The organism is Amycolatopsis circi, from assembly GCF_003385235.1.
Classification (GTDB): domain Bacteria; phylum Actinomycetota; class Actinomycetes; order Mycobacteriales; family Pseudonocardiaceae; genus Amycolatopsis; species Amycolatopsis circi.
Genome location: NZ_PQIA01000092.1, coordinates 1 through 18647 on the forward strand (window position 1 = coordinate 1; position 18647 = coordinate 18647).

The 18647-nt window shown below is 69.2% G+C and carries 19 protein-coding genes; 8 read left to right on the top strand and 11 right to left on the bottom strand.

The window, feature by feature from the left end; translation table 11 throughout:
• Positions 1–44: 44 nt before the first annotated feature.
• The 8 genes from D0D37_RS31070 to D0D37_RS31105 all read right to left on the bottom strand — a co-directional run bounded on the left by D0D37_RS31070 (position 45) and on the right by D0D37_RS31105 (position 10010).
• A complete protein-coding gene (locus D0D37_RS31070; protein ID WP_116204158.1) occupies positions 45–1433 on the bottom strand; it encodes a beta-N-acetylhexosaminidase in 1389 nt (462 codons plus the stop codon).
• Positions 1434–1435: 2 nt separating this feature from the next.
• Complete coding sequence (locus D0D37_RS31075) at positions 1436–2290, bottom strand: carbohydrate ABC transporter permease (protein WP_208720233.1); 855 nt, start codon at positions 2288–2290, stop codon at positions 1436–1438.
• Positions 2281–3201: a carbohydrate ABC transporter permease gene (locus D0D37_RS31080; RefSeq protein WP_116204159.1), complete on the bottom strand. Its 921-nt coding sequence runs from the start codon at positions 3199–3201 to the stop codon at positions 2281–2283. Before D0D37_RS31080 ends, D0D37_RS31075 begins: the two co-directional genes overlap by 10 nt.
• Positions 3202–3204: 3 nt before the next feature.
• Positions 3205–4488 (bottom strand): extracellular solute-binding protein, encoded by a 1284-nt coding sequence (locus tag D0D37_RS31085; protein ID WP_116204160.1) that lies wholly within the window; start codon positions 4486–4488, stop codon positions 3205–3207.
• 75 nt (positions 4489–4563) lie between these two features.
• Entirely contained in the window at positions 4564–5697 is a 1134-nt protein-coding gene (locus D0D37_RS31090) for a lactonase family protein (protein ID WP_116204161.1), read from the bottom strand.
• Positions 5698–5728: 31 nt separating this feature from the next.
• Entirely contained in the window at positions 5729–7120 is a 1392-nt protein-coding gene (locus tag D0D37_RS31095; protein ID WP_116204162.1) for a GntP family permease, read from the bottom strand.
• Positions 7117–8712, bottom strand: a complete 1596-nt coding sequence (locus D0D37_RS31100; RefSeq protein WP_116204163.1) for an N-acyl-D-amino-acid deacylase family protein — start codon at positions 8710–8712, stop codon at positions 7117–7119. The genes D0D37_RS31095 and D0D37_RS31100 overlap by 4 nt, the downstream gene beginning before the upstream one ends.
• Entirely contained in the window at positions 8712–10010 is a 1299-nt protein-coding gene (locus D0D37_RS31105; RefSeq protein ID WP_116204164.1) for an amino acid deaminase, read from the bottom strand. The genes D0D37_RS31100 and D0D37_RS31105 overlap by 1 nt, the downstream gene beginning before the upstream one ends.
• Positions 10011–10160: 150 nt before the next feature.
• Between D0D37_RS31105 and D0D37_RS31110 the strand changes: the two genes are divergently transcribed.
• The 3 genes from D0D37_RS31110 to D0D37_RS31120 are packed head-to-tail and all read left to right on the top strand — an operon-like array spanning position 10161 to position 12240.
• Complete coding sequence (locus D0D37_RS31110; RefSeq protein ID WP_244223736.1) at positions 10161–11102, top strand: sugar kinase; 942 nt, start codon at positions 10161–10163, stop codon at positions 11100–11102.
• A complete protein-coding gene (locus tag D0D37_RS31115) occupies positions 11099–11857 on the top strand; it encodes an IclR family transcriptional regulator (protein WP_116204165.1) in 759 nt (252 codons plus the stop codon). Before D0D37_RS31110 ends, D0D37_RS31115 begins: the two co-directional genes overlap by 4 nt.
• Positions 11857–12240, top strand: coding sequence for a RidA family protein (locus D0D37_RS31120; RefSeq protein WP_116204166.1), 384 nt, complete (start codon positions 11857–11859; stop codon positions 12238–12240). The genes D0D37_RS31115 and D0D37_RS31120 overlap by 1 nt, the downstream gene beginning before the upstream one ends.
• A 58-nt stretch (positions 12241–12298) precedes the next feature.
• Here the strand turns inward: D0D37_RS31120 and D0D37_RS31125 are convergent, their stop codons facing one another.
• From D0D37_RS31125 to D0D37_RS31135, 3 genes are all read right to left on the bottom strand, one after another.
• Entirely contained in the window at positions 12299–13297 is a 999-nt protein-coding gene (locus D0D37_RS31125) for a 1-aminocyclopropane-1-carboxylate deaminase (protein WP_116204167.1), read from the bottom strand.
• Complete coding sequence (locus tag D0D37_RS31130) at positions 13294–13941, bottom strand: GntR family transcriptional regulator (RefSeq protein WP_425266984.1); 648 nt, start codon at positions 13939–13941, stop codon at positions 13294–13296. The genes D0D37_RS31125 and D0D37_RS31130 overlap by 4 nt, the downstream gene beginning before the upstream one ends.
• Positions 13942–14483: 542 nt before the next feature.
• Positions 14484–14843, bottom strand: coding sequence for a DUF1844 domain-containing protein (locus D0D37_RS31135; protein ID WP_037370356.1), 360 nt, complete (start codon positions 14841–14843; stop codon positions 14484–14486).
• A gap of 281 nt (positions 14844–15124) precedes the next feature.
• Between D0D37_RS31135 and infC the strand changes: the two genes are divergently transcribed.
• The 5 genes from infC (at position 15125) to D0D37_RS31160 (ending at position 17822) form a co-directional block, all read left to right on the top strand.
• A complete protein-coding gene (gene infC / locus D0D37_RS31140) occupies positions 15125–15688 on the top strand; it encodes a translation initiation factor IF-3 (protein WP_200864208.1) in 564 nt (187 codons plus the stop codon).
• 77 nt (positions 15689–15765) lie between these two features.
• Positions 15766–15960, top strand: coding sequence for a 50S ribosomal protein L35 (gene rpmI / locus D0D37_RS31145; RefSeq protein ID WP_037818166.1), 195 nt, complete (start codon positions 15766–15768; stop codon positions 15958–15960).
• Between the two features lie 64 nt (positions 15961–16024).
• Positions 16025–16402 (top strand): 50S ribosomal protein L20, encoded by a 378-nt coding sequence (gene rplT, locus D0D37_RS31150; protein WP_009079612.1) that lies wholly within the window; start codon positions 16025–16027, stop codon positions 16400–16402.
• Positions 16399–17199, top strand: coding sequence for a TrmH family RNA methyltransferase (locus D0D37_RS31155; protein WP_208720235.1), 801 nt, complete (start codon positions 16399–16401; stop codon positions 17197–17199). The genes rplT and D0D37_RS31155 overlap by 4 nt, the downstream gene beginning before the upstream one ends.
• A 32-nt stretch (positions 17200–17231) precedes the next feature.
• A complete protein-coding gene (locus D0D37_RS31160) occupies positions 17232–17822 on the top strand; it encodes an AAA family ATPase (protein WP_279630345.1) in 591 nt (196 codons plus the stop codon).
• Positions 17823–18647: the final 825 nt, after the last annotated feature.

Below are 18647 nucleotides of genomic sequence, written 5' to 3' on the forward strand. Positions count from 1 at the left end.
GTGAAGGGGGGGGCCTCGTGGATCGGGTGGGGCGCGAAGCGGTCTCAGCGGGGGCGTCCTGGCGCGTCTGGGCGGGTTTGCCACGGGTGCGGGCCGTCTAGCGGTCGGTAATCTACGCCGAGCGCGTCCAGTCGCGGCAGGTGGTGCTCTCGCAGTCGGGGCAGGAATTCCTTGTAGTCGCGCGGTCCGTTGCTCCACGCGACCTCGGCGAACGCTGACAGCCGCGGGAACGCCGCGTAGTCCGTCCGTCGCACGGTGTCCAGGTGTTCGGACCACAGCTGGGCTTGGATCCCGCGCACGCGCGGGCCGGATTCGGGCTCGAAGCCGTAGAAGTGTTCGAGATCCTGCAGGTACCCGACCGGGATCGGTTCGTCCGGGTGGTCGCTTTGCCGGTGGTCGAGGTACACGCCGTCCTCGGGGCAGAGCACGACTTCGTGCCCGCCTTTCAGCGCCAGCGACGCCCGTTCGCGGTCCTGCCACACGCCGATCACCATCGTCGGCAGGTCGCCGCCGTCGAGAACCTCGTCCCAGCCCATTGGCGTGCGGCCGCGGGCGACGAGGTGGTCCGCGATCGCCCGGACGAACCGGTGGTGCGCCTCGGTGACGCCGGGCACCTCGTCGCCGCCGAGCGCGATCACCGGGGACGGGAAGATGTCCAGCACGTGGTCGAAGACCGCGCGGAAGAAGTCCAGAGTGGACTCCGACGGGTCCAGCAGCGAGGTGCTGACGCCCCAGGAAGTCCAGACCTCCCAAGGGGTGTCGGTGGCCGGGCCCAGTTCCGGGTACGCCGTGATGGCGGCTCGGGCGTGCCCGGGAATGTCCACTTCGGGCACTACGGTGACGGCCCGGGCGGCGGCGTACGCGACGATCTCGCGCAGATCGTCCGCAGTGTAGTAACCGCCGTGCGGGCGGCCGTCGCGTTCCGGGCCGTCGTGCCTGCCGACCATCGACGATTTCCGCCAGCCGCCCACGGACGTGAGCCGGGGGAATTCCGGCGTCTCGATCCGCCAGCCCTGGTCGTCGGTGAGGTGCAGGTTCAGCACGTTCATCTTATGCGCGGCCAGCAGATCGACGAACCGCAGCACCTCGGCCTTCGTCCGGAAGTGCCGCGAGACGTCGTAAAGGCAGCCGCGCCAAGCGAAGCGCGGGTGGTCGGTGATCGTTCCGCATGGCAGCTCAACCGGTCCATTGTGGATCGACGCGGAGCGGAACGCGTCCGGACCGGCCAGCTGGCGCAGGGTTTGGCGGCCGTAGAACTCGCCCGCGGAGTCAGCCGCGTCGAGCGTGACGCCGTCCGGCGTGATCTGCAGCCGGTAGCCCTCGGCAGGGAGATCCGAGGCCGTCCGGACCTCCACCGGAGCGGGCCACGGGCAGGTGCCGGGCGCAGCTTCCGCGGACACCGGGCGGGGGAGGAGAGTGTCGAAACCGGACATGGTCATCCCTTCACGGCCCCGGCCGTCCCGCCGATGAGCTTCCGTTGCACCAGCACGAAAAACACCAGCACGGGGATCGTCATCAGGGTGGACGAGGCCATCACGGCGCCCCAGTCGGTGTCCTCCGGTTTGAAGAACACCAGGATCGCCTGCGGCAGAGTCTGGTTTTCGGTCTTGGAGATGATGAACGTCTTGGCGAACAGGAAGTCGTTCCACGCGTGGATGAACGCGAGCACGCTCACCGCCACGAGCCCGGGGGCGACGAGCGGGAACAGGATCTGCCAGGTGAACCGCATCCGCGACGCACCGTCCAAAGTGGCCGCTTCCTCCAGTTCGGCGGGCACCGCGGCGACGAACCCGCGCAGCATCCAGATCGCGAACGGCAGGCTGAACGCCAGGTGCACCAGTACGAGCGAGCCCAGTTCGTTGAGCCCGAACGCCGGCACGGCCCCGCCGACCGAGCGCATCAGGAAGAACAGCGGAATGGTCAGCGCCTCCACCGGAACCATCTGCGCCACCAGGATCATCACCAGCAGCATTCCGCGGCCGCGGAACCGGAATCGGGTGAGTGCCACCGAGGAGAGGAACGACAGCAGCAAGGACAGCAACACCACGACCACCGCGACCGCGAGACTGTTGAGGAAGTACCGGCCGAACCCGGAAACCGTGAGCACGCGCCGGAAACTGTCCAGCGAAGGCGCGAACGTCCACGGTTTCGGATGCGCCGACTGGATTTCGCCGGCCGGTTTGAACGCCGAGAGCACCATCCAGTAGAGCGGGAACGCGACGACCGCGGCGATCACGACGGTCAAGATTTCGGCGACGAGCCGCGCGGGGCGGCGCACTTTCAGAGCCATGCGGCACTCCGGCGCTGGGACCGGACGTAGAGCCCGGTGATCGACAGCAGCAGCAAGGTCATCACGACCCCGATCGCGGAGCCGAGCCCGTACTCCTGCCCGGCGAACGCCTGCTGGTAGGCGTAGACGTTCAGGATCAGGTTCCGCCCGGCGATGCCGCCGCCGTTGGTCATCACGTAGATCTGGGTGAACACCTTGAAGTCCCAGATGATCGACTGCACGGTCGCGATGGTCAGCAGCGGCCGGACCGCGGGCAGGATCACCGACCGCGTGGTGCGCCAGACCGACGCGCCGTCGAGCGCGGCCGCCTCCAGCGTCTCCTTCGGCACCCCGCTGATCCCGGCGTACATGGTGACCATGACGAACGGGAACGAGCACCAGATCACCTCGGCGGCGACCAGCCCGAACGTGCCGAAGGTGCCGAACGTCCAGGAATGGTGTTCCATGCCGGTGAACCCGATGCCCGACAGCACCTCGTTGACCAAGCCGAAATCGGTGTCGAAGAGGAACAGCCAGACGTACGAGCCTGCGATCGCCGGGGTCGCCCACGCGCCGAGCGCCGCCAGGAACAGCAGCATCCGCGGCAGCGCGCGGACCCGGCTCGCCAGCACGGCCAGAGCCGTGCCGACGACCAGGCTGCCGATCACGCAGGCGGCGGCGAACCCGACCGTCTTGCCGAGCACTGTCCAGAACTGGACGTCGGCGAGCAGGCTCGCGTAGTTGTCGAGGCCGAGGAACACCAGCGGGGCCGCGCCCGCCGCCTGCGGCTGGCCGTAGTCGTAGAGCGAGATCACGACCAGCTGGTAAATCGGGTACACCAGCAGCGCGGCGAGCAGGATGCCCGCCGGCAGCAGGTACGCCAACGCCGCGCGGCCGTCGCGGCGGACGGTCGCGGAACGGACTGCGGCCACGGGTCAGCCGAAGTTCTTGTTCATCGCCGCTGCGGCGTCGGCCAGCGCGGCGTTCGCGTCCTTGCCGCCGGTCGCGATCTGCTGCACGGCGGTGGGCAGCACGTTCTGGCTGTCGATCTTGGACCACGCCGGGGTGCTCGGCACGAACTTCGTGCCCGCGGTCAGAGTGTCCACAAAGGCCTTCAGCGTCGGGTCGCTGGCGGCGAGCTTCTTCTGCACCGACGCGAGGGTGGGCAGGTTGCCCATCGCCGCGTACATCTTCTCCTGGTACTTGATCCCGGCCAGCAGTTCGGCGAACTGCACCGCGAGACCGTGGCGCTGGCTCGCGCCGAACACGCCGAGCAGGTTGCCACCGGCGAACGCGGGCGCGACCGAGTTCGGGGTGGTGCCAGGCAGCGGCATGATCGCGTACTTGCCCTTCACCGCGCCCTTTTCGACGGCCTTGCGGTTGAAGTCGCCGCCGATCACCATGCCCGCCTTGCCGCCGGCGAACGCGGTGACGCTCTGCGTGCCGGTGAGGTTGGCGCAGGCGGCGGGCGGGCAGATGTCGTCCTTGATCAGATTCGCGTACGCGGTGACCCCGGCCTTGGCCTGCGGGGAGTCCACAGTGGACGTCCACTTGGCATTGTCCTGTTTGGCCAGATCGCCGCCGTTGGCCCAGATGAACGGCAGCATCGCGTAGGTGTACTTGCCGCCGGTGGCGATGCCGTACAGATCCGGCTTCTTCTCGCGGATCTTGCGCGCGTCGTCGGTCAGCTCGGCCAGCGTCGTGGGCGGCTTGAGGCCGAGTTCGGCGAAAACGTCGGTGCGGTAGTACAACGCGCGGATGCCGGTGTACCAGGGAATGCCGTAGATCTTGCCGTTCGCCTTGGCGGTGTCCAAAACGGACGGAAGCAGGTCCTTGCCGTCCGACCAGTTCGAGATGTCCTTGGTGAGATCGGACAACGCGCCGGTCTGCGCGTAGCTGGAGACGTCGGTGTTGCCGAATTCGGCGACGTCCGGGGCGTTGGACGGGTCGTTGAACGCGCCGGAGAACTTGTCCGCGCGGCCCTCGACCGGGACCCACTGCACGTCGACCTTCACACCGGCGTGGTTGGCCTCGAACTCGGTGATCGCTTCCTTGACCGCGGCCTCCTTCGGCGCGCGGTTGGCTTCGTCGAACAACCAGACTCTGAGCGTGCCGTCGGTTTGGTTTCCGCCGGACGCGGCCGGGCCGGATTGGGTGGGCGCGCACGCGGCGAGCAACGCCAGCGTGGCGGCAGCGGGCAGGACAGAACGCAGCTTCATCGGTGACTCCTGTCGCGGGGACCGGTCGGAGACCGGGAAAGACGGGGCTGTGCGGCGTGACAGCCCCGGTTTTTCTCAGACGAAGAAGACGGAATTGACGTTCGGGACGGCGAGCGAGCCCGCGGACTTGCCGGGCAGGCCGGTGGCCGGGTCGCGCGGCAGCCAGGTGACGGTGCCGGAGCGCTGGTTCGAGACGTAGAACCACTTCTCGTCCGGGTCCAGCGCGAGGTGGCGCGGCCAGTTGCCGCCGGAGGCTGCTGAGGAGACCAAGGTGAGCTTGGCTCCGCCGTCGGCGACGGTGAAGGTGGCGACGGTGTTGGGGCCGCGCACGGTGGCGTAGACGAACTTCCCGTCGCGCGACACGGTGATCTCGCCGGGGAACAGATCGCCGGTGCTGCCCGGCGGAACCGCGGGCACCACGGCGATCGGCTGGAACGTGCCGGTGGCGCAATCCCAGCTGGCGACGGTGATCTCCGGCCGCAGTTCCTGGGCGACGTAAGCGAATTTGCCGTTCGGGTGGAACGCGAGGTGCCGCGGACCGGCACCGGCGGGAAGGACGATCTGCTTGTGCAGCTTCAGCTTTCCCTTGCCCGTGTCGAACGAGTAGACGTACACGGAGTCAGTGCCGAGGTCGACCGCCAACACCCACTTGCCCGACGGGTCGGTGACCACCTGGTGCGCGTGTGGCTCCTTGCCCTGGTGCTGCTGCAGGTCGGTGGCCGCGCCGAGCTTGCCGTCGGACTTGATCGGCAGCACGACGACGCTGCCGGAGTCGTAATTGGCGGCCAGCACGTACTTCTGGCTCGGGTGCACCGAAAGGTGCGTGGGCGAGCCGCCCTTCGAGGACGTCGAGCCGAGCAGCTTCGGCCGGGTCGGGTCGGAGATGTCCAACGCGGACACCGTGCCGGTCGCCGCGCCCTCGTTTTCGTTGGTGACGTACAGGATCCGGCCGTCGCGAGTGCGGTCGAACCAGGAGACGTCGGTCAGCTTCGGAACGGTGCGCACCTGCGTGAGCGCGGGGCTTCCCGCCGCTCGCTCGGTGACGTCCAGTCCGTGGCCGGCCGGTGCGCTGTTGGTGTAGCTGCCGACGTACACCGTCGTGGCCGCGCGCGGCCGGGGCGCTGCCGTGGCGAGCTGTGCGCCCACCACCGCGGCGGCCCCGGCCGCGGCGACCGCGCCGACGAACGTGCGACGGGAAATCTCGGTCATCGAATACCCCCGGAACCTGTGCCGATGTGGTTCAGACCAATGCCATCACCAATGCTGCCACACCGAAACCGCTCAAGGAAAGGACTGTTTCCAAAGCCGTCCAGGTTTTCAGGGTTTGCGTCACGGTCAGCCCGAAGTAGCGGGAGACGATCCAGAATCCGCCGTCGTTCACGTGCGACGCGATGATCGAACCGGCCGAGATCGCGACCACCAGAAGCGCCAATTGTGCTTGCGAATAGTGCAGTTCCAGCACCGTCGGCGCGACGATGCCGCTCGTGGTCACGATCGCGACCGTCGCGGAACCCTGGGCGATGCGCATGCCGCAACTGATGATGTACGCCGCCAGCAGCACCGGAAGCCCTGCGTCGCCGAGGGATCCGGCCACTGCCTTGCCGATCCCGGTGGCGGACAGCACCGCGCCGAAGAACGAACCCGCGCCCACCACGAGAAGAATCATTGCGACCGGACGCAGCGCGTTGGCGGAAAGCTGGGCCAGATCCGTGCCGCTCATCCCGCGGCGACGGCCGAGCAGCCACGACGCGAGGATGGTCGCGATGGTCAGCGCGATGGCCGGCGTGCCGAGGAACGCGGCGATACCCGCGCCGGTGGACCCCTTGGGCAGCAGGATGCTGCCAAATGTGCCCACGAGGATCAGCACGAGCGGAACCGCGATGATCCCGCCGACCAGCTTGAGCGACGGCGCGGGGCCGTCCTGCTCGCCCTCTTCCCCGGCGAGCTTCGCGAAATCCTCGGCCAGCGGCACGTTCACGCGCTTGCCGATCCACGTCGAGTACAGGATGCCGCCGATGAACCAGGCCGGGATGCCGCAGACCGCGCCCATCAGGATCAGCCAGCCGAGATCCACGTGCAGCAGTCCGGCCGCGGCGACCGGGCCCGGGTGCGGCGGGATGAAGGCGTGCGTGATGGAAAGCCCGGCCAGCAACGGCATCGCGTACAGCACGATCGACCGGCCGCCCTGCTTCGCCGCGGCGTAGACCAGTGGCGCGAGCACGAAAATGCCGATGTCGAAGAACACCGGGATGCCGAAGATGAGCCCGGAGAGACCCATCGCGAGCGGAGCGCGTTTCTCGCCGAACGCCCGCAGCAATGCCGCGGTGAGCACCCGCGCACCACCGGATTTTTCCAGGATCGAGCCGAGCAGCGTGCCCAGCCCGATGATCGCCGCGATGTGCCCGAGAATGCTGCCGAAGCCCTTCTCCAGCAGCGAATCCGACGTCTTCTGCGCGGTGCCGACCAGGGTGCCGACCGGCACGCCCGCGGCCAGCGCGGTGAGCAGGCCCACCACGATCAAGGCGATGAACGGTTCGAGCTTCACCTTGATGATGAGGAAGAGCAGCACCGCGATGGACACCGCGGCCAGCGTGAGCAGACCGGCCGTGCTGGTCTGCAGCCAGTGAATCATCGTCGACTCCCGGGATGGCGAAGGGAATGCCCGGCGAGCGCGCCGGTGGGGGACCCGTCTTCGAGGGCGGCGACGCCGTTGACGAAGACGTGGGAGAGGCCCGCGGCGGCTTGCCGCGGATTGTCGAACGTCGCGGTGTCGGCGACCGTGTCCGGGTCGAAGAGCACCAGGTCGGCTGCGTGGCCGGGGCGCACGAGGCCCCGGTCGGACAGCCCCAGCCGCCGTGCCGCGCGCCCGGTGAGGTGCGCGACGCAGTCGGCCAGTTCGAGAACGCCCAATTCGCGGACGTAGCGCGCGAGGTACCGCGGGAACGTGCCCCACGCGCGGGGATGCGGCCGCGCGCCGACCAGCAGGCCGTCCGAGCCGCCGGTGTGCGTGCGGTGCCGCATGATGGCTTGCACGTTTTCCTCGTGCCCGACGTGCATCAGGCAGGACGTGCCGAGCTTTTCGTCGATCAGCGTGTCGAAATACAGGTCTGCCGGGGATTTCCCGGTGGTGCGCGCGGAAGCGAGGACGCTGTGCCCCACCAACGCGGCGTTCTCCTCGCGGCGCACACCGTTGATTTCGATGGCGTCCCAGTCGATCGGCACGCCGTGCGCACCGTCCGAACCGGACTCTTCGATCTCGGCCCGGATCCGCTCGCGAGTGTCCGGATCGGACAGTCGGGCGAGCGTCGGTTCCAGTCCGCCTTCGGTGGACCAGCTCGGCAGCAGCGCCGACAGGTAGGTCGCGCCGGGCAGGTACGGGTACGTGTCGAGGGTGATGTCGCAGCCTGCGTCGAGCGCGTTGTCCAGCAGTCGCAGCAGATCCGGCGCTTTGCCCTTGTTGACGGAGAAGTTCATCGTCGCGTGCGCGAGGTGCAGCGGACAACCGGAGCGGCGGGAGACGTCGACCATCTCCGCGAACGCGTCCAGCGCGCCCGCGCCGTAGCTGCGGTGGTGCGGGCTGTAGTAGCCGCCGCGCTCGCCGACCACGCGGCACAGCTCGACCAGTTCCTCGGTAGTCGCGTACATCCCGGGCGTGTAGGTCAGTCCGGACGACAGCCCGAACGCGCCTTCCGCCAGCCCGGTCGCGATGAGTTCTTGCATCCGGGCCAGCTCGGCGTCGGTGGCGGGCCGGTCTTCCCAGCCCACCACGAGCATTCGCACCGTGCCCTGCGGGACCAGGTACGCGGCGTTCGTCGCGATGCCCTGGTCGAGCCGGTCGAGGTACTCGCCGACCGAGCGCCAGTTCCAGTCGAAACCGGTCGGGTCGTCGTTCCATCCGGCGAGTTGCTGGCGCAGGCTCGCGAGAACCTCGTCGTTGACCGGCGCGTACGAGAGGCCGTCCTGGCCCAGCACCTCGGTGGTGACGCCCTGGCTGATTTTCGCCAGATGGTCCGGGTTGGCGAGCACTTGCAGGTCGGAATGCGAGTGCATGTCGACGAAGCCGGGGGAGAGGACCTGCCCGGTCGCGTCGAGCACGCGCGGCGCGGTCAGTTCTCCCGGCGCGGCGACGCCGGCGATGCGGTCGCCGGCGATCCCGACGTCGCGGATTTCCAGCGGGGCCCCGGTTCCGTCGGCGACCCGTGCGCCGCGGATCACGAGATCCATCAGAACCACGTCCGCACGAAATCGACCACAGTCTCGCCGTCGGTGTCCACGACCGGCAGCAGCGACCACTTGTCGAACGTCGTGCACGGATGCGACAAACCGAGCCGCACCCAGTCGCCGACCTCGACCGGCGACCCTTCGGGCAGTTCGAGGAACGCGTGCTGGTCGTTGAGCTTCGGGACCGCGTGTCCGGTCAGCTCGGTGACCACGCCGTCCTTGCGCAGCAGTTGCGGCTCCGGCATGCCTTCGTCATATGGCAGGTCGCGCTTGCCCGCGGTGAGCAGTGCCAGCTCAGGCGTCGGCTTCGACGTGACCTGCGCCCACGCGTGCAGCGCCGGACGGAAGCTCTCGACGCCAGCGATGCGCGGGTGTTCGCCGAGTGGCGAGATCTCGCGGTAGAACCCGTCGTCGTGCGTGAGGTACGCGCCGCTGCGCAGGATCGGGACCACTTCGAGACCGTCCGGCCACGGTTTGGTCAGCTCGTCCACGACGCGGTCGAAGTACGCGCTGCCGCCTGCGGTGACGTACACCGGGCCGTCGGCGAGCAAACCCTTCTCCGCGAAGGTAACCGTCGCGTCGCGGAGACTGTCCACATAGGAACTGATCTTCTCCAGCGCGGCCTCGTCAGTGTGGTGTGAGAGCGCGCCTTCGTAACCGCCAGTGCCCCGCAGTCGCAGCACGGGGCTCTTCGCCGCCGCCTCAGCGACAGCAAGCGCGGTCGCTGAGGCGCGGACACCGGTGCGGCCGCCTTCGCCGCCCAATTCCACGAGCACATCCACCGGTCGCTCGGCACCGGCGAGCGCTTCGGTCATCAGTTCGACGCTGCGCACCGAGTCGACCCAGCAGACGAACTCGAAGTCCGGATCCGCCGCCAGCTCGCCGGCCAGCCAGCGCAGCGCCGACGGGTCCACGAGCTGGTTCGCCAGCAGGATCCGCGACACGCCGAACGCGCGGTAGATCCGCACGTGCCCGGCGTTCGCCGCGGTGATGCCCCACGAGCCGTGCTCCAGCTGCCGGGCGAACAGCTCCGGCGCCATCGTCGTCTTGCCGTGCGGCGCGAGCGCGATGCCGCGTTCGGCGCACCAGCGGGCCATGGTGGCGAGGTTGTGCTCCATCGCGGCCGCGTCGAGCACCACGAACGGACCGAAGAAGCCGTCGTCGAAGAGCTTCGCGCGGCGGGCCGCGGCTTCGTCGAGCGTGAGTCCGGACAGGGCCGGGGGGAGAGCGCGGAAGCGCCAGTCGATCCGTTCGCCGCGCCCGGCTCGGACGGCGGCGGTGAGAGCGGCGTTGCTGTTCATTCAGGACCTCGGTTGCGTATCTTGCAACGGACGTTGCGCAAAATGCGTTGCATAGGTGTAGCATCCGGGTCGCCACAGGTCAACGGGGAAGGGACGTCAGTGACCAGCAGTCCGACTGGGTCGCCCGAAGTGCTCTGCATCGGCGAGTCGATGGCGTTGTTCGTGCCCGCCGAACCCGGCCCGCCGGACGAGGTGCGCACCTGGCTGCGCACCATCGGCGGCGCGGAGTCGAACGTCGCGTGCCACCTGCCCGCGCTCGGCGTGCCGAGCGGATGGGTCAGCGCGGTCGGCGACGACCCGTTCGGTCGCGCGCTCGTCCGCGAGATCGCCTCGGCGGGCGTGGACGTGCGCGGCGTCGTAGTCGACCCGACCCGCCCGACCGGGCTGTACGTCAAGGAAAGCGGCGCGGGCGGCAGTCCGGTTCGCTACTACCGCTCGGGTTCCGCCGCGTCCGGCATGGGCCCGGAACTGGTGTCCCGGCTGGACTTCTCCGGCGTTCGCGTGCTGCACCTTTCCGGGATCACGCCCGCGCTTTCGGACAGCTGCCTCGCGCTCGTCCGCGCATTGCTCGACCGTCCGCGCGGCGACCTGCTCGTGTCGTTCGACGTCAACCACCGCCCCGCGCTGTGGACCGGACGCGACCAGGCCGTGCTCGCCGAGTTGGCGGGGAAGGCCGATCTGGTGCTGACCGGCGACGACGAGGCCGAACGAGTGTGGGGCACCGGCGATCCGGTACAGCTGCGCACTCTTCTGCCCGGGCCGCGCACGCTGGTGGTCAAGCACGGGGAACGCGGCGCGACGCTCGTCGAAGGCTCGGCGGCACCGCTGTTCTCGCCCGCGCTTCGGGTTGACGTCGTGGAACCGGTCGGCGCGGGAGACGCCTTCGCCGCCGGATTCCTGGCCGCGACTCTGCGCGGAGCTGATCCGCTGACCAGGCTTCGGCGGGGTCACCTGCAAGCTGCGGCAACGCTGTTGACTCAAGACGACGTCGGCGTGCCGCTGGCCGAGGCGGTCGTGCTGAAGCTGGTGCAGGCGGACGCCGAGAGCTGGGGTTCCGTCCGGCTCACCGGAGAGGGAGTGGTGGCCACGTGAGCCAAAGTCTCGACCGCGCGCTGACGCTGCTGAGCGGTCTCGCCCGCGGCGGCAAGACGCTCGACGAACTGGCCGAAGAGATCGGCGTGCACAAGACGACCGTGCTGCGGTTGCTGCGCACGCTCGAATCGCACCATTTCGTGCGGCGCGAGGGGGTCCGGCACTATCGGCTCGGCAGCGCCCTTTTCGACCTCGCCAACCAGGCGCTGGAAGACCGCGACGTCCGGCGCAGCTCGCACGAAGCACTCGCCGCGCTGAACCTGCGCACCGGGCACACCGTGCACCTGGCGTCCTATGAGGACGGCGAGGTGGTGTACATCGACAAGTTCGAGGGCCACCACGCGGTCCGGATGTACTCGCGGGTCGGCAAACGCGCTCCGCTGCACTGCACCGCAGTCGGCAAGGTGCTCGTCGCGGCGATGCCGCGGGCCAAACGCGAGGAGATCGCCCGCGCGATCGACTACGTCGTGCTCACCGCCAACACGATCACCACGCCCGAGGCGTACCTGGCCGAATTGGACCAGGTCGCCGAGCGCGGGTACGCGGTGGACAATGCCGAGCACGAGGACTTCATCCACTGCATATCCGCGCCGGTGCGCGGCGCGGGCGGCGAGGTGCTCGCCGCGGCGTCGATGTCGGTGCCGAAGGTGCTGCTGGACTACGAGGGGCTGCTGGCGCTCGTGCCCGAGCTGCTGGCCGCCGCCGAAGAAGCTTCCGTCCACAGTGGATGGACGGGGAACGGAAAGGGGCAATGATGGGCAAGACGGCGATCACCAGCGAGAACGCGCCGAAGCCGCCGGCGAACTTCTCGCAGGCCGTCCGCAAGGGGAACATCCTGCAGGTCGCCGGCGCGGTCGCGTTCGACCCGGCCACGAACGAGATCGTCGGCGACGACGTCGTGAGCCAGACCCGGCAGGTGTTCAAGAACCTCACCGCGCTGCTCGAAGAAGCGGGCTCGAGCTTCGCGGACGCGGTGATGGTGCGCGTGTACCTCACCGACACCAGCCACTTCGCCGCGTTCAACGAGGTCTACAACGAGCTGATCGGCGAGGCCCCGCACGCGGCCCGCACCACGGTGTACGTCGGGCTGCCCGCCGGTCTCCTGGTCGAGATCGACGTGCTCGCCGTTCTCGACTGACGGGTGGGCTCGTGAGTGGCGATCACGGTTAGAACCGTGATCGCCACTCACGAGAACCTCAGCCCAGCACGCTGGTGTACGCGTTGATGGCAGGCTGCCCGCCGAGGTGCGCGTACAGCACGTTCGAGTCCTTCGCGATCTCGCCGGTGCGCACGAGATCGATCAGCCCGGCCATCGACTTGCCTTCGTACACCGGGTCAGTGATCATTCCCTCCAGCCGCGCCGCAGTACGGATCGCCTCAAGCGTCTGCTCGTCCGGAATCCCGTAAACCCCCGCGTGATAACGCTCGTCGAGTTCGGCTTCCTCGACCGGCCCGGCCTCGATCAGCTCCGCCGTGCTCTCCGCGATCCGGCCGATCTGCTCGCGCGTCTCCTCGGGCTTCGCCGACGCGTCGATCCCCAGGATCCGCCGCGGCTTCCCGCTCGCCGCCGCTCCGGCGATCATCCCCGCCTGCGTGCCGCCGGTGACCGAACAAACCACGACGGTGTCGAAGAAAACGCCGAGTTCGCGTTCCTGCTCTTCGAGTTCCAGCACCCAGTTCGCGAAACCGAGCCCGCCGAGCCGATGATCCGAGGCGCCGGCCGGGATCGCGTACGGAGTGCCGCCGTTCGCCTCGACCTCCGCCAGCGCCTGCTCCCAGCTCTCCTTGAAGCCGATGCCGAACCGGGCGTCGACGAGCCGGACGTCCGCGCCGAGGATCCGCGACAGCTGGATGTTGCCGACCTTGTCGTGCAGCGGATCGGCCCAGTCGACCCAGCTTTCCTGCACCAGCACGGCTTTCATCCCGGCCCGCGCCGCCGAGGCCGCGACCTGCCGCGTGTGGTTCGACTGGACGCCGCCGATCGAGACGAGCGTGTCCGCGCCCTCGGCGAGCGCGTCGGCGACGAGGTACTCCAGTTTGCGCGTCTTGTTGCCGCCGTAGGCGAGACCGGAGTTGAGGTCCTCGCGCTTGGCCCAGACGGTCGCGCCGCCGAGGTGTTCGGTCAGCCGCTCCAGCCGGTGCACCGGCGAAGGCCCGATCAGCAACGGGAAACGGGGGAAATCAGCCAGGCTCACGCGTCCTCCAGGAGGGCTTCGAGATCGGTCCAAATCGTGGAAGTGAGGTGCGCCGCGGTTTTTTCGTCGCCGCTTTCCAGCGCGTCGACGAGTTCTTCGTGCCGGGTGACCGAACGGTGCGCGGGCAGCGAGCTGAACCGCGCGTATTCGAGCCGGCGCAACAACGGCGTGTACCGGTCGAGCGTCGCCGCAACCGCCCGGTTGCCGCACGCCCGCACCGGAACGTCGTGCAATTCGTCGTCCGCTTCGATCGCCTTGCCGACGTCTCCCTCGGCGACGGCCGCGCTGAACCGCTCGTTGGCTTCGCGCATTTCCGCGATCTGCCGCGGGCCGAGCCGGGGGAGCGCTTCGCGGACGGCCAGCTCGTGCAGCGCCCGGACCAGCCGGACCGCGTCGCGGACGTCGTCGGCGTCGAACTCGGCGACCCTCGTGTAACTCTGCGGCTTCGACACGACCAGCCGGTCCTCGGCCAGCCGCAGCAGCGCCTGCCGGACCGGGGCGCGGGAAAGCCCGAGCTGGTCGGCGGGGTCGGCGTCGCGCAGGGGAGTGCCCGGCGGGAGGCTGCCGTCGATGATGGCGTGCCGGATGCGCTCGTACGCCTCGTCGCGCAGCAGCGACCGGGAGACTTTGGGAAGTGCGCTCACATCTAACATGTTAGATGTCGGCTACCTTCGGGGCAATGGGTTCGGAACGACGGGATCCGCCGTCCAGCGCTGCGTGGGCTGGTGCGGTTGTCGAGGGTGGGAGGTCCGTGAGGGGAACCTTCACGGACTCTGACTCCCTCAAGGCGTCCTTCACGGACCTTCGCGGAGCGGGTGCCGCGCCAGGTCCCGTCGACCGGCGCAGCCGGATGCGGGGCGGCGAAGGGCCGCGTCCCGGGGATGAGGTGCGCTCGGCGTGCGAGAGCGCGAAGGGCCGCGTCCTGCGGGTGAGAGGCGCGCTCGGCGTGCGAAAGCGCGAAGGGCCGCGTCCTGCGGGGGAGGTGCGCGCTCGGCGTGCGAGAGCGCGAAGGTCCGCGTCCCGCGGATGAAGTGCATCGCTCCGCGTGCAAGAGCATCGCCTCGGCGATGGCCCGCCCCTCCGGTCTCGCGCACGGCCTTTCTTGCCGCCCTCCGGAAACGGCGAAGACCCGCCCGGCGATGCCGCGGGGCGGGTCTTCGAACGTCTCTTCTGCGGGCTTCCCGGCTCAGTAAACCGGCCCGGTGTACTTCTCGCCCGGCCCCTGGCCCGGCGGATCCGGCACGACCGACGCCTCGCGGAACGCCTTCTGCAGCGACTGCAGTCCGTCGCGAAGAGGACCGGCGTGCAGGCCGAGGTACTCCGCGGAGGCGGTGACGAGCCCGGCGAGCGCGGTGATGAGGCGGCGCGCCTCGTCGAGGTCGCGGTGCGGCGAGTTCTCCGGGTCGGCGTCGGCGAGGCCGAGGCGTTCGGCTCCCGCGGACAGCAGCATCACCGCGGCGCGGCTGATCACCTCGACGCTGGGGATCTCCTCGAGCCCGCGGTCGTCGGGGGAATACGGGGGCGGTGGCGAAGGTTGTTCAGACACGTCTGGTACCCTTCCACGTGCGACCAGCTCCCGAGCGATCGGGGGCGGCAAGTGGAGCCCCGCTCCCACCCGCGTCACCGACTGAGGTGTCCGGGTCCGGTCTCGCCGAAGTGGTTCGTGCCGTTCAGGCATCGTCCCACGAGGCGAAGCGTTCGGCCTTCCGGCCGGACGCGATCGGAGACAGAGCGGGCCCCGTGCACCGGCAGCAGCCGGCGACGGGGCCTGAATCATGTGGGCACCAGGTCGAAACGAGAAAACATCACTCGGACCAAGGAGGCCCCATCAGCTCCGAGACACGCATCAACGACCGCATCCGGGTGCCGGAAGTCCGGCTCGTCGGCCCTAACGGCGAGCAGGTCGGCATCGTCCGGATCGAGGATGCGCTGCGGCTTGCGCAGGAGGCGGACCTCGACCTCGTCGAGGTGGCCCCGCAGGCACGCCCGCCCGTGGCCAAGCTCATGGACTTCGGCAAGTTCAAGTACGAGAGCGCGCAGAAAGCCCGCGACTCCCGGCGCAACCAGCATCTGACCGTCATCAAGGAACAGAAGCTGCGGCCGAAGATCGACCAGCACGACTACGAGACCAAGAAGGGTCACGTGTCGCGGTTCCTGGCGGCGGGCAACAAGGTCAAGGTCACGATCATGTTCCGCGGTCGCGAGCAGTCCCGGCCGGAGCTCGGTTTCCGGCTCCTGCAGAAGCTCGCCGACGACGTCACCGAGCTCGGCTTCGTGGAATCGTCGCCGAAGCAGGACGGACGCAACATGATCATGGTGCTGGCCCCGCACAAGAACGTGAAGCCGAAGGCGGCGAAAGCCGAATCGGCCGAATCGGCTCCCGAGGCGTAGCGCCCCAGCGCCGACCAGCACAGTCAGCGGCACACCGGGTCATCCGGTGTGCCGCCGCACGGAAGAGGACAACAAGCATGCCGAAGATGAAGACGCACAAGGGCACGTCGAAGCGGATCCGCGTGACCGGTTCGGGCAAGCTGCGTCGCCAGAAGGCCGGCCGCCGCCACCTGATGGAGAAGAAGTCCAACCGCCTCACCCGCCGTCTCGAGGGCACCACCGAGGTCGCCCAGAACGACGTCGGCCGCGTGAAGCGCCTGCTCGGCCGCTGAGGCCCCGCACTCTTTCCCGACCACCCCGGGGTCTCCGACCCCCCGAATTCGACAGGATGGACCAGTGGCACGCGTCAAGCGGGCGGTCAACGCCCAGAAGAAGCGTCGCGCGACTCTCGAACTGGCCAGCGGTTACCGCGGCCAGCGTTCGCGGCTGTACCGCAAGGCCAAGGAGCAGACGCTCCACTCGCTCAACTACGCCTACCGCGACCGCCGTGCGCGCAAGGGTGACTTCCGCCAGCTGTGGATCACCCGCATCAACGCGGCCGCTCGCGCCAACGGCGTCACCTACAACCGGTTCATCCAGGGCCTGAAGGCCGCCGGTGTCGAGGTGGACCGCAAGATCCTCGCGGACCTCGCGGTCAACGACGCGGCCGCCTTCACCGCGCTCGCCGAGCTCGCCAAGGCGAACGTCACGACCGGCGAAGCGAAGTCGGCCTGACCGGCAGCACCTTCCGGCCCGGGGCGGATCCGTTCACCGAACGGACCCCCCGGGTCGTTGCCGCGCGCAAACTGACCCGGCGCGCGGAACGAGAGAAAACCGGCCGCTTCCTGGCCGAAGGGGTCAACGCCGTCACGTCGGCTCTCGCCCACGGCACGGTGCACGAGCTTTTCGTCACCGAACGCGCCGCCGCCGCGCACCCTTCCCTGGTCGAGGCCGCCCCGCGCGTGTCGCCGATCACCGACCGCGCGGCCGCGAGCCTGTCGGAAACCGTGACGCCGCAAGGAATCATCGCGGTCTGCTCGCTGGTCGACCGTCCACTGGAGACAGTCCTCGCCTCCGCCCGGCTGGTGGTCGTCCTGGTGGACGTCGCCGAACCCGGCAACGCGGGCACCGTGATCCGGGTAGCCGACGCCGCCGGCGCCGACGCGGTAGTCCTGGCCGGCGACACCGTCGACCCGCACAACGGCAAAAGCGTCCGCGCCGCCGCCGGGTCCACCTTCCACGTCCCGCTGGCCCGCGCCCGCGACATCCCGTCGGTGCTGACAGCCCTGCGCTCGGCCGGTCTCCGGACGCTGGCCGCGCACGGCTACGCCTCGACCTCGCTGGAGACCGTCCACTTCGGAGACCCAGTGGCGTGGATCTTCGGCAACGAGGCCCACGGCCTGCCCGAAGACGTCCTGTCCTCGGTCGACGACGCAGTCCGGATCCCGTTGTACGGCAAGGCGGAAAGCCTCAACCTCGCGACCGCCGCCGCAGTCTGCGTCTACACCGCGGCGATGGCCGCGCACCGCTGACCCCGTGCAGGATCTCCGGCACGTCTTACTGGATCGGCGGTGCCCCCGGCGCAGGCAAATCGACGATCGCCCGCCGCCTAGCCGCCTGTTATGGCTGGCACCACTACGCGACCGACGACGTCATGCGCGCCCACACCGCCCGCACGACTCCCGCCACGGCCCCGATGCTGCACGCCTTCCGGGCCATGGACATGGACGAACGCTGGGTCCGGCGCTCCCCGGCCGTCATGCTGGAGACGTTCCACTGGTTCCGAGGCGAGGGCTTCGAGCTGATTGTCGAAGACCTCCTCGCCCTGCCCCCTCCCGTTGTCGTCGACGGCTTCCGGCTGCTGCCGCACCTGGTGAAGCCGCTGCTGGCCGTCGTGGACCAGGCCGTCTGGCTCCTGCCGACCCCGGAATTCCGCCACGCGGCGATCGAGGGCCGGAGCGCACCGGGGGACAGTTTCGTATGGCAGACCAGCGATCCGGCCCGGGCCGCCCGCAACCTCGCCGAACGGGACCGGATGTTCACGAGCCGCCTCCGGAAGGAGACGTCGCGGCTCGGGTTGCGGGCGATTGAGGTCGACACCGCGATTTCGGAGGAGGATCTTCTTCGTCAGGTGACGACCGCCTTCCGACTCTGACTGCCGGCCGCCTTCGCCGTGGTCTCGCGCGGGCTTGGCGTCGCCGCCTCCTGGCGCTATCCCCCGGGGCACTGTCGCGGCAGCTCATCGCTCGCCATGACCCGGACATCAGCCCGACGGTCATAACAAGTCTGCTCACTTCGGGCCACGGTCGCCCTTGGCTTTCTGCCTTCGCACTCACCGCTGCTTGCCGGGTCGCCCTCGTGGCAGGCCCGGTTAATTGGTGAAGTTGCGCTTGCCGTGTTGCTGGGTTGCCTGCGCGTGGTGCCCGCCGCGTGGTCGGTTGCTTGCCGGGTTGCGCGGGCAGCGAGCCGGTCGGCTGTTGGGCGGTGTCCGCCGTGTTGCTGGCTGTGAAGCTCTGTCCGCGCGTTGTCCGCTGGGTGCCGAGTTATGCCTGCCGCACCGCCAACCGTCTGCCAAGTCCTGCTCGTCGCAGGCCGGTTGGCTGCCGAACTGTGTCCGCCGGGGCGTCAGCCGCCTGTCGAGTTGTCGCACTGTCAGCAACAACCCGTCGCGTGAGTTGCCATGCCGCGCCGTCGGGCACCGCTCTGCTGCGCCGGTTGCCGAGCGCCAGCCGATCGCTGAGGCACCAGATACCGAGCGCGTTTGCCAGCCACTTCTGTGCTGCCTGTCGGCTTGCCTCCCTCCGCACCTCGGTCGGGAGCCAGTAGCGCATTGCCGCGTCGCCAGCCATCTCCGTCCGCTGCCTCCATCCGGATCTCGCATCCCGGCTTGTTCGGCTTGGGCTTCGGCCCCCGCCGCTCTTCCGCCGGAAAACTCCGAGATTCCGCGAAGCCAAGCCCGGCTGGCTCCGCCGTCCCGCAC

Bases quoted from the DNA above. Each gene is read 5' to 3' on its own strand.
- D0D37_RS31070 (WP_116204158.1), bottom strand. From the start codon at position 1,433: ATGTCCGGTTTCGACACTCTCCTCCCCCGCCCGGTGTCCGCGGAAGCT.
- D0D37_RS31075 (WP_208720233.1), bottom strand. From the start codon at position 2,290: ATGGCTCTGAAAGTGCGCCGCCCCGCGCGGCTCGTCGCCGAAATCTTG.
- D0D37_RS31085 (WP_116204160.1), bottom strand. From the start codon at position 4,488: ATGAAGCTGCGTTCTGTCCTGCCCGCTGCCGCCACGCTGGCGTTGCTC.
- D0D37_RS31090 (WP_116204161.1), bottom strand. From the start codon at position 5,697: ATGACCGAGATTTCCCGTCGCACGTTCGTCGGCGCGGTCGCCGCGGCC.
- D0D37_RS31095 (WP_116204162.1), bottom strand. From the start codon at position 7,120: ATGATTCACTGGCTGCAGACCAGCACGGCCGGTCTGCTCACGCTGGCC.
- D0D37_RS31100 (WP_116204163.1), bottom strand. From the start codon at position 8,712: ATGGATCTCGTGATCCGCGGCGCACGGGTCGCCGACGGAACCGGGGCC.
- D0D37_RS31105 (WP_116204164.1), bottom strand. From the start codon at position 10,010: ATGAACAGCAACGCCGCTCTCACCGCCGCCGTCCGAGCCGGGCGCGGC.
- D0D37_RS31110 (WP_244223736.1), top strand. From the start codon at position 10,161: ATGGCGTTGTTCGTGCCCGCCGAACCCGGCCCGCCGGACGAGGTGCGC.
- D0D37_RS31120 (WP_116204166.1), top strand. From the start codon at position 11,857: ATGGGCAAGACGGCGATCACCAGCGAGAACGCGCCGAAGCCGCCGGCG.
- rpmI (WP_037818166.1), top strand. From the start codon at position 15,766: ATGCCGAAGATGAAGACGCACAAGGGCACGTCGAAGCGGATCCGCGTG.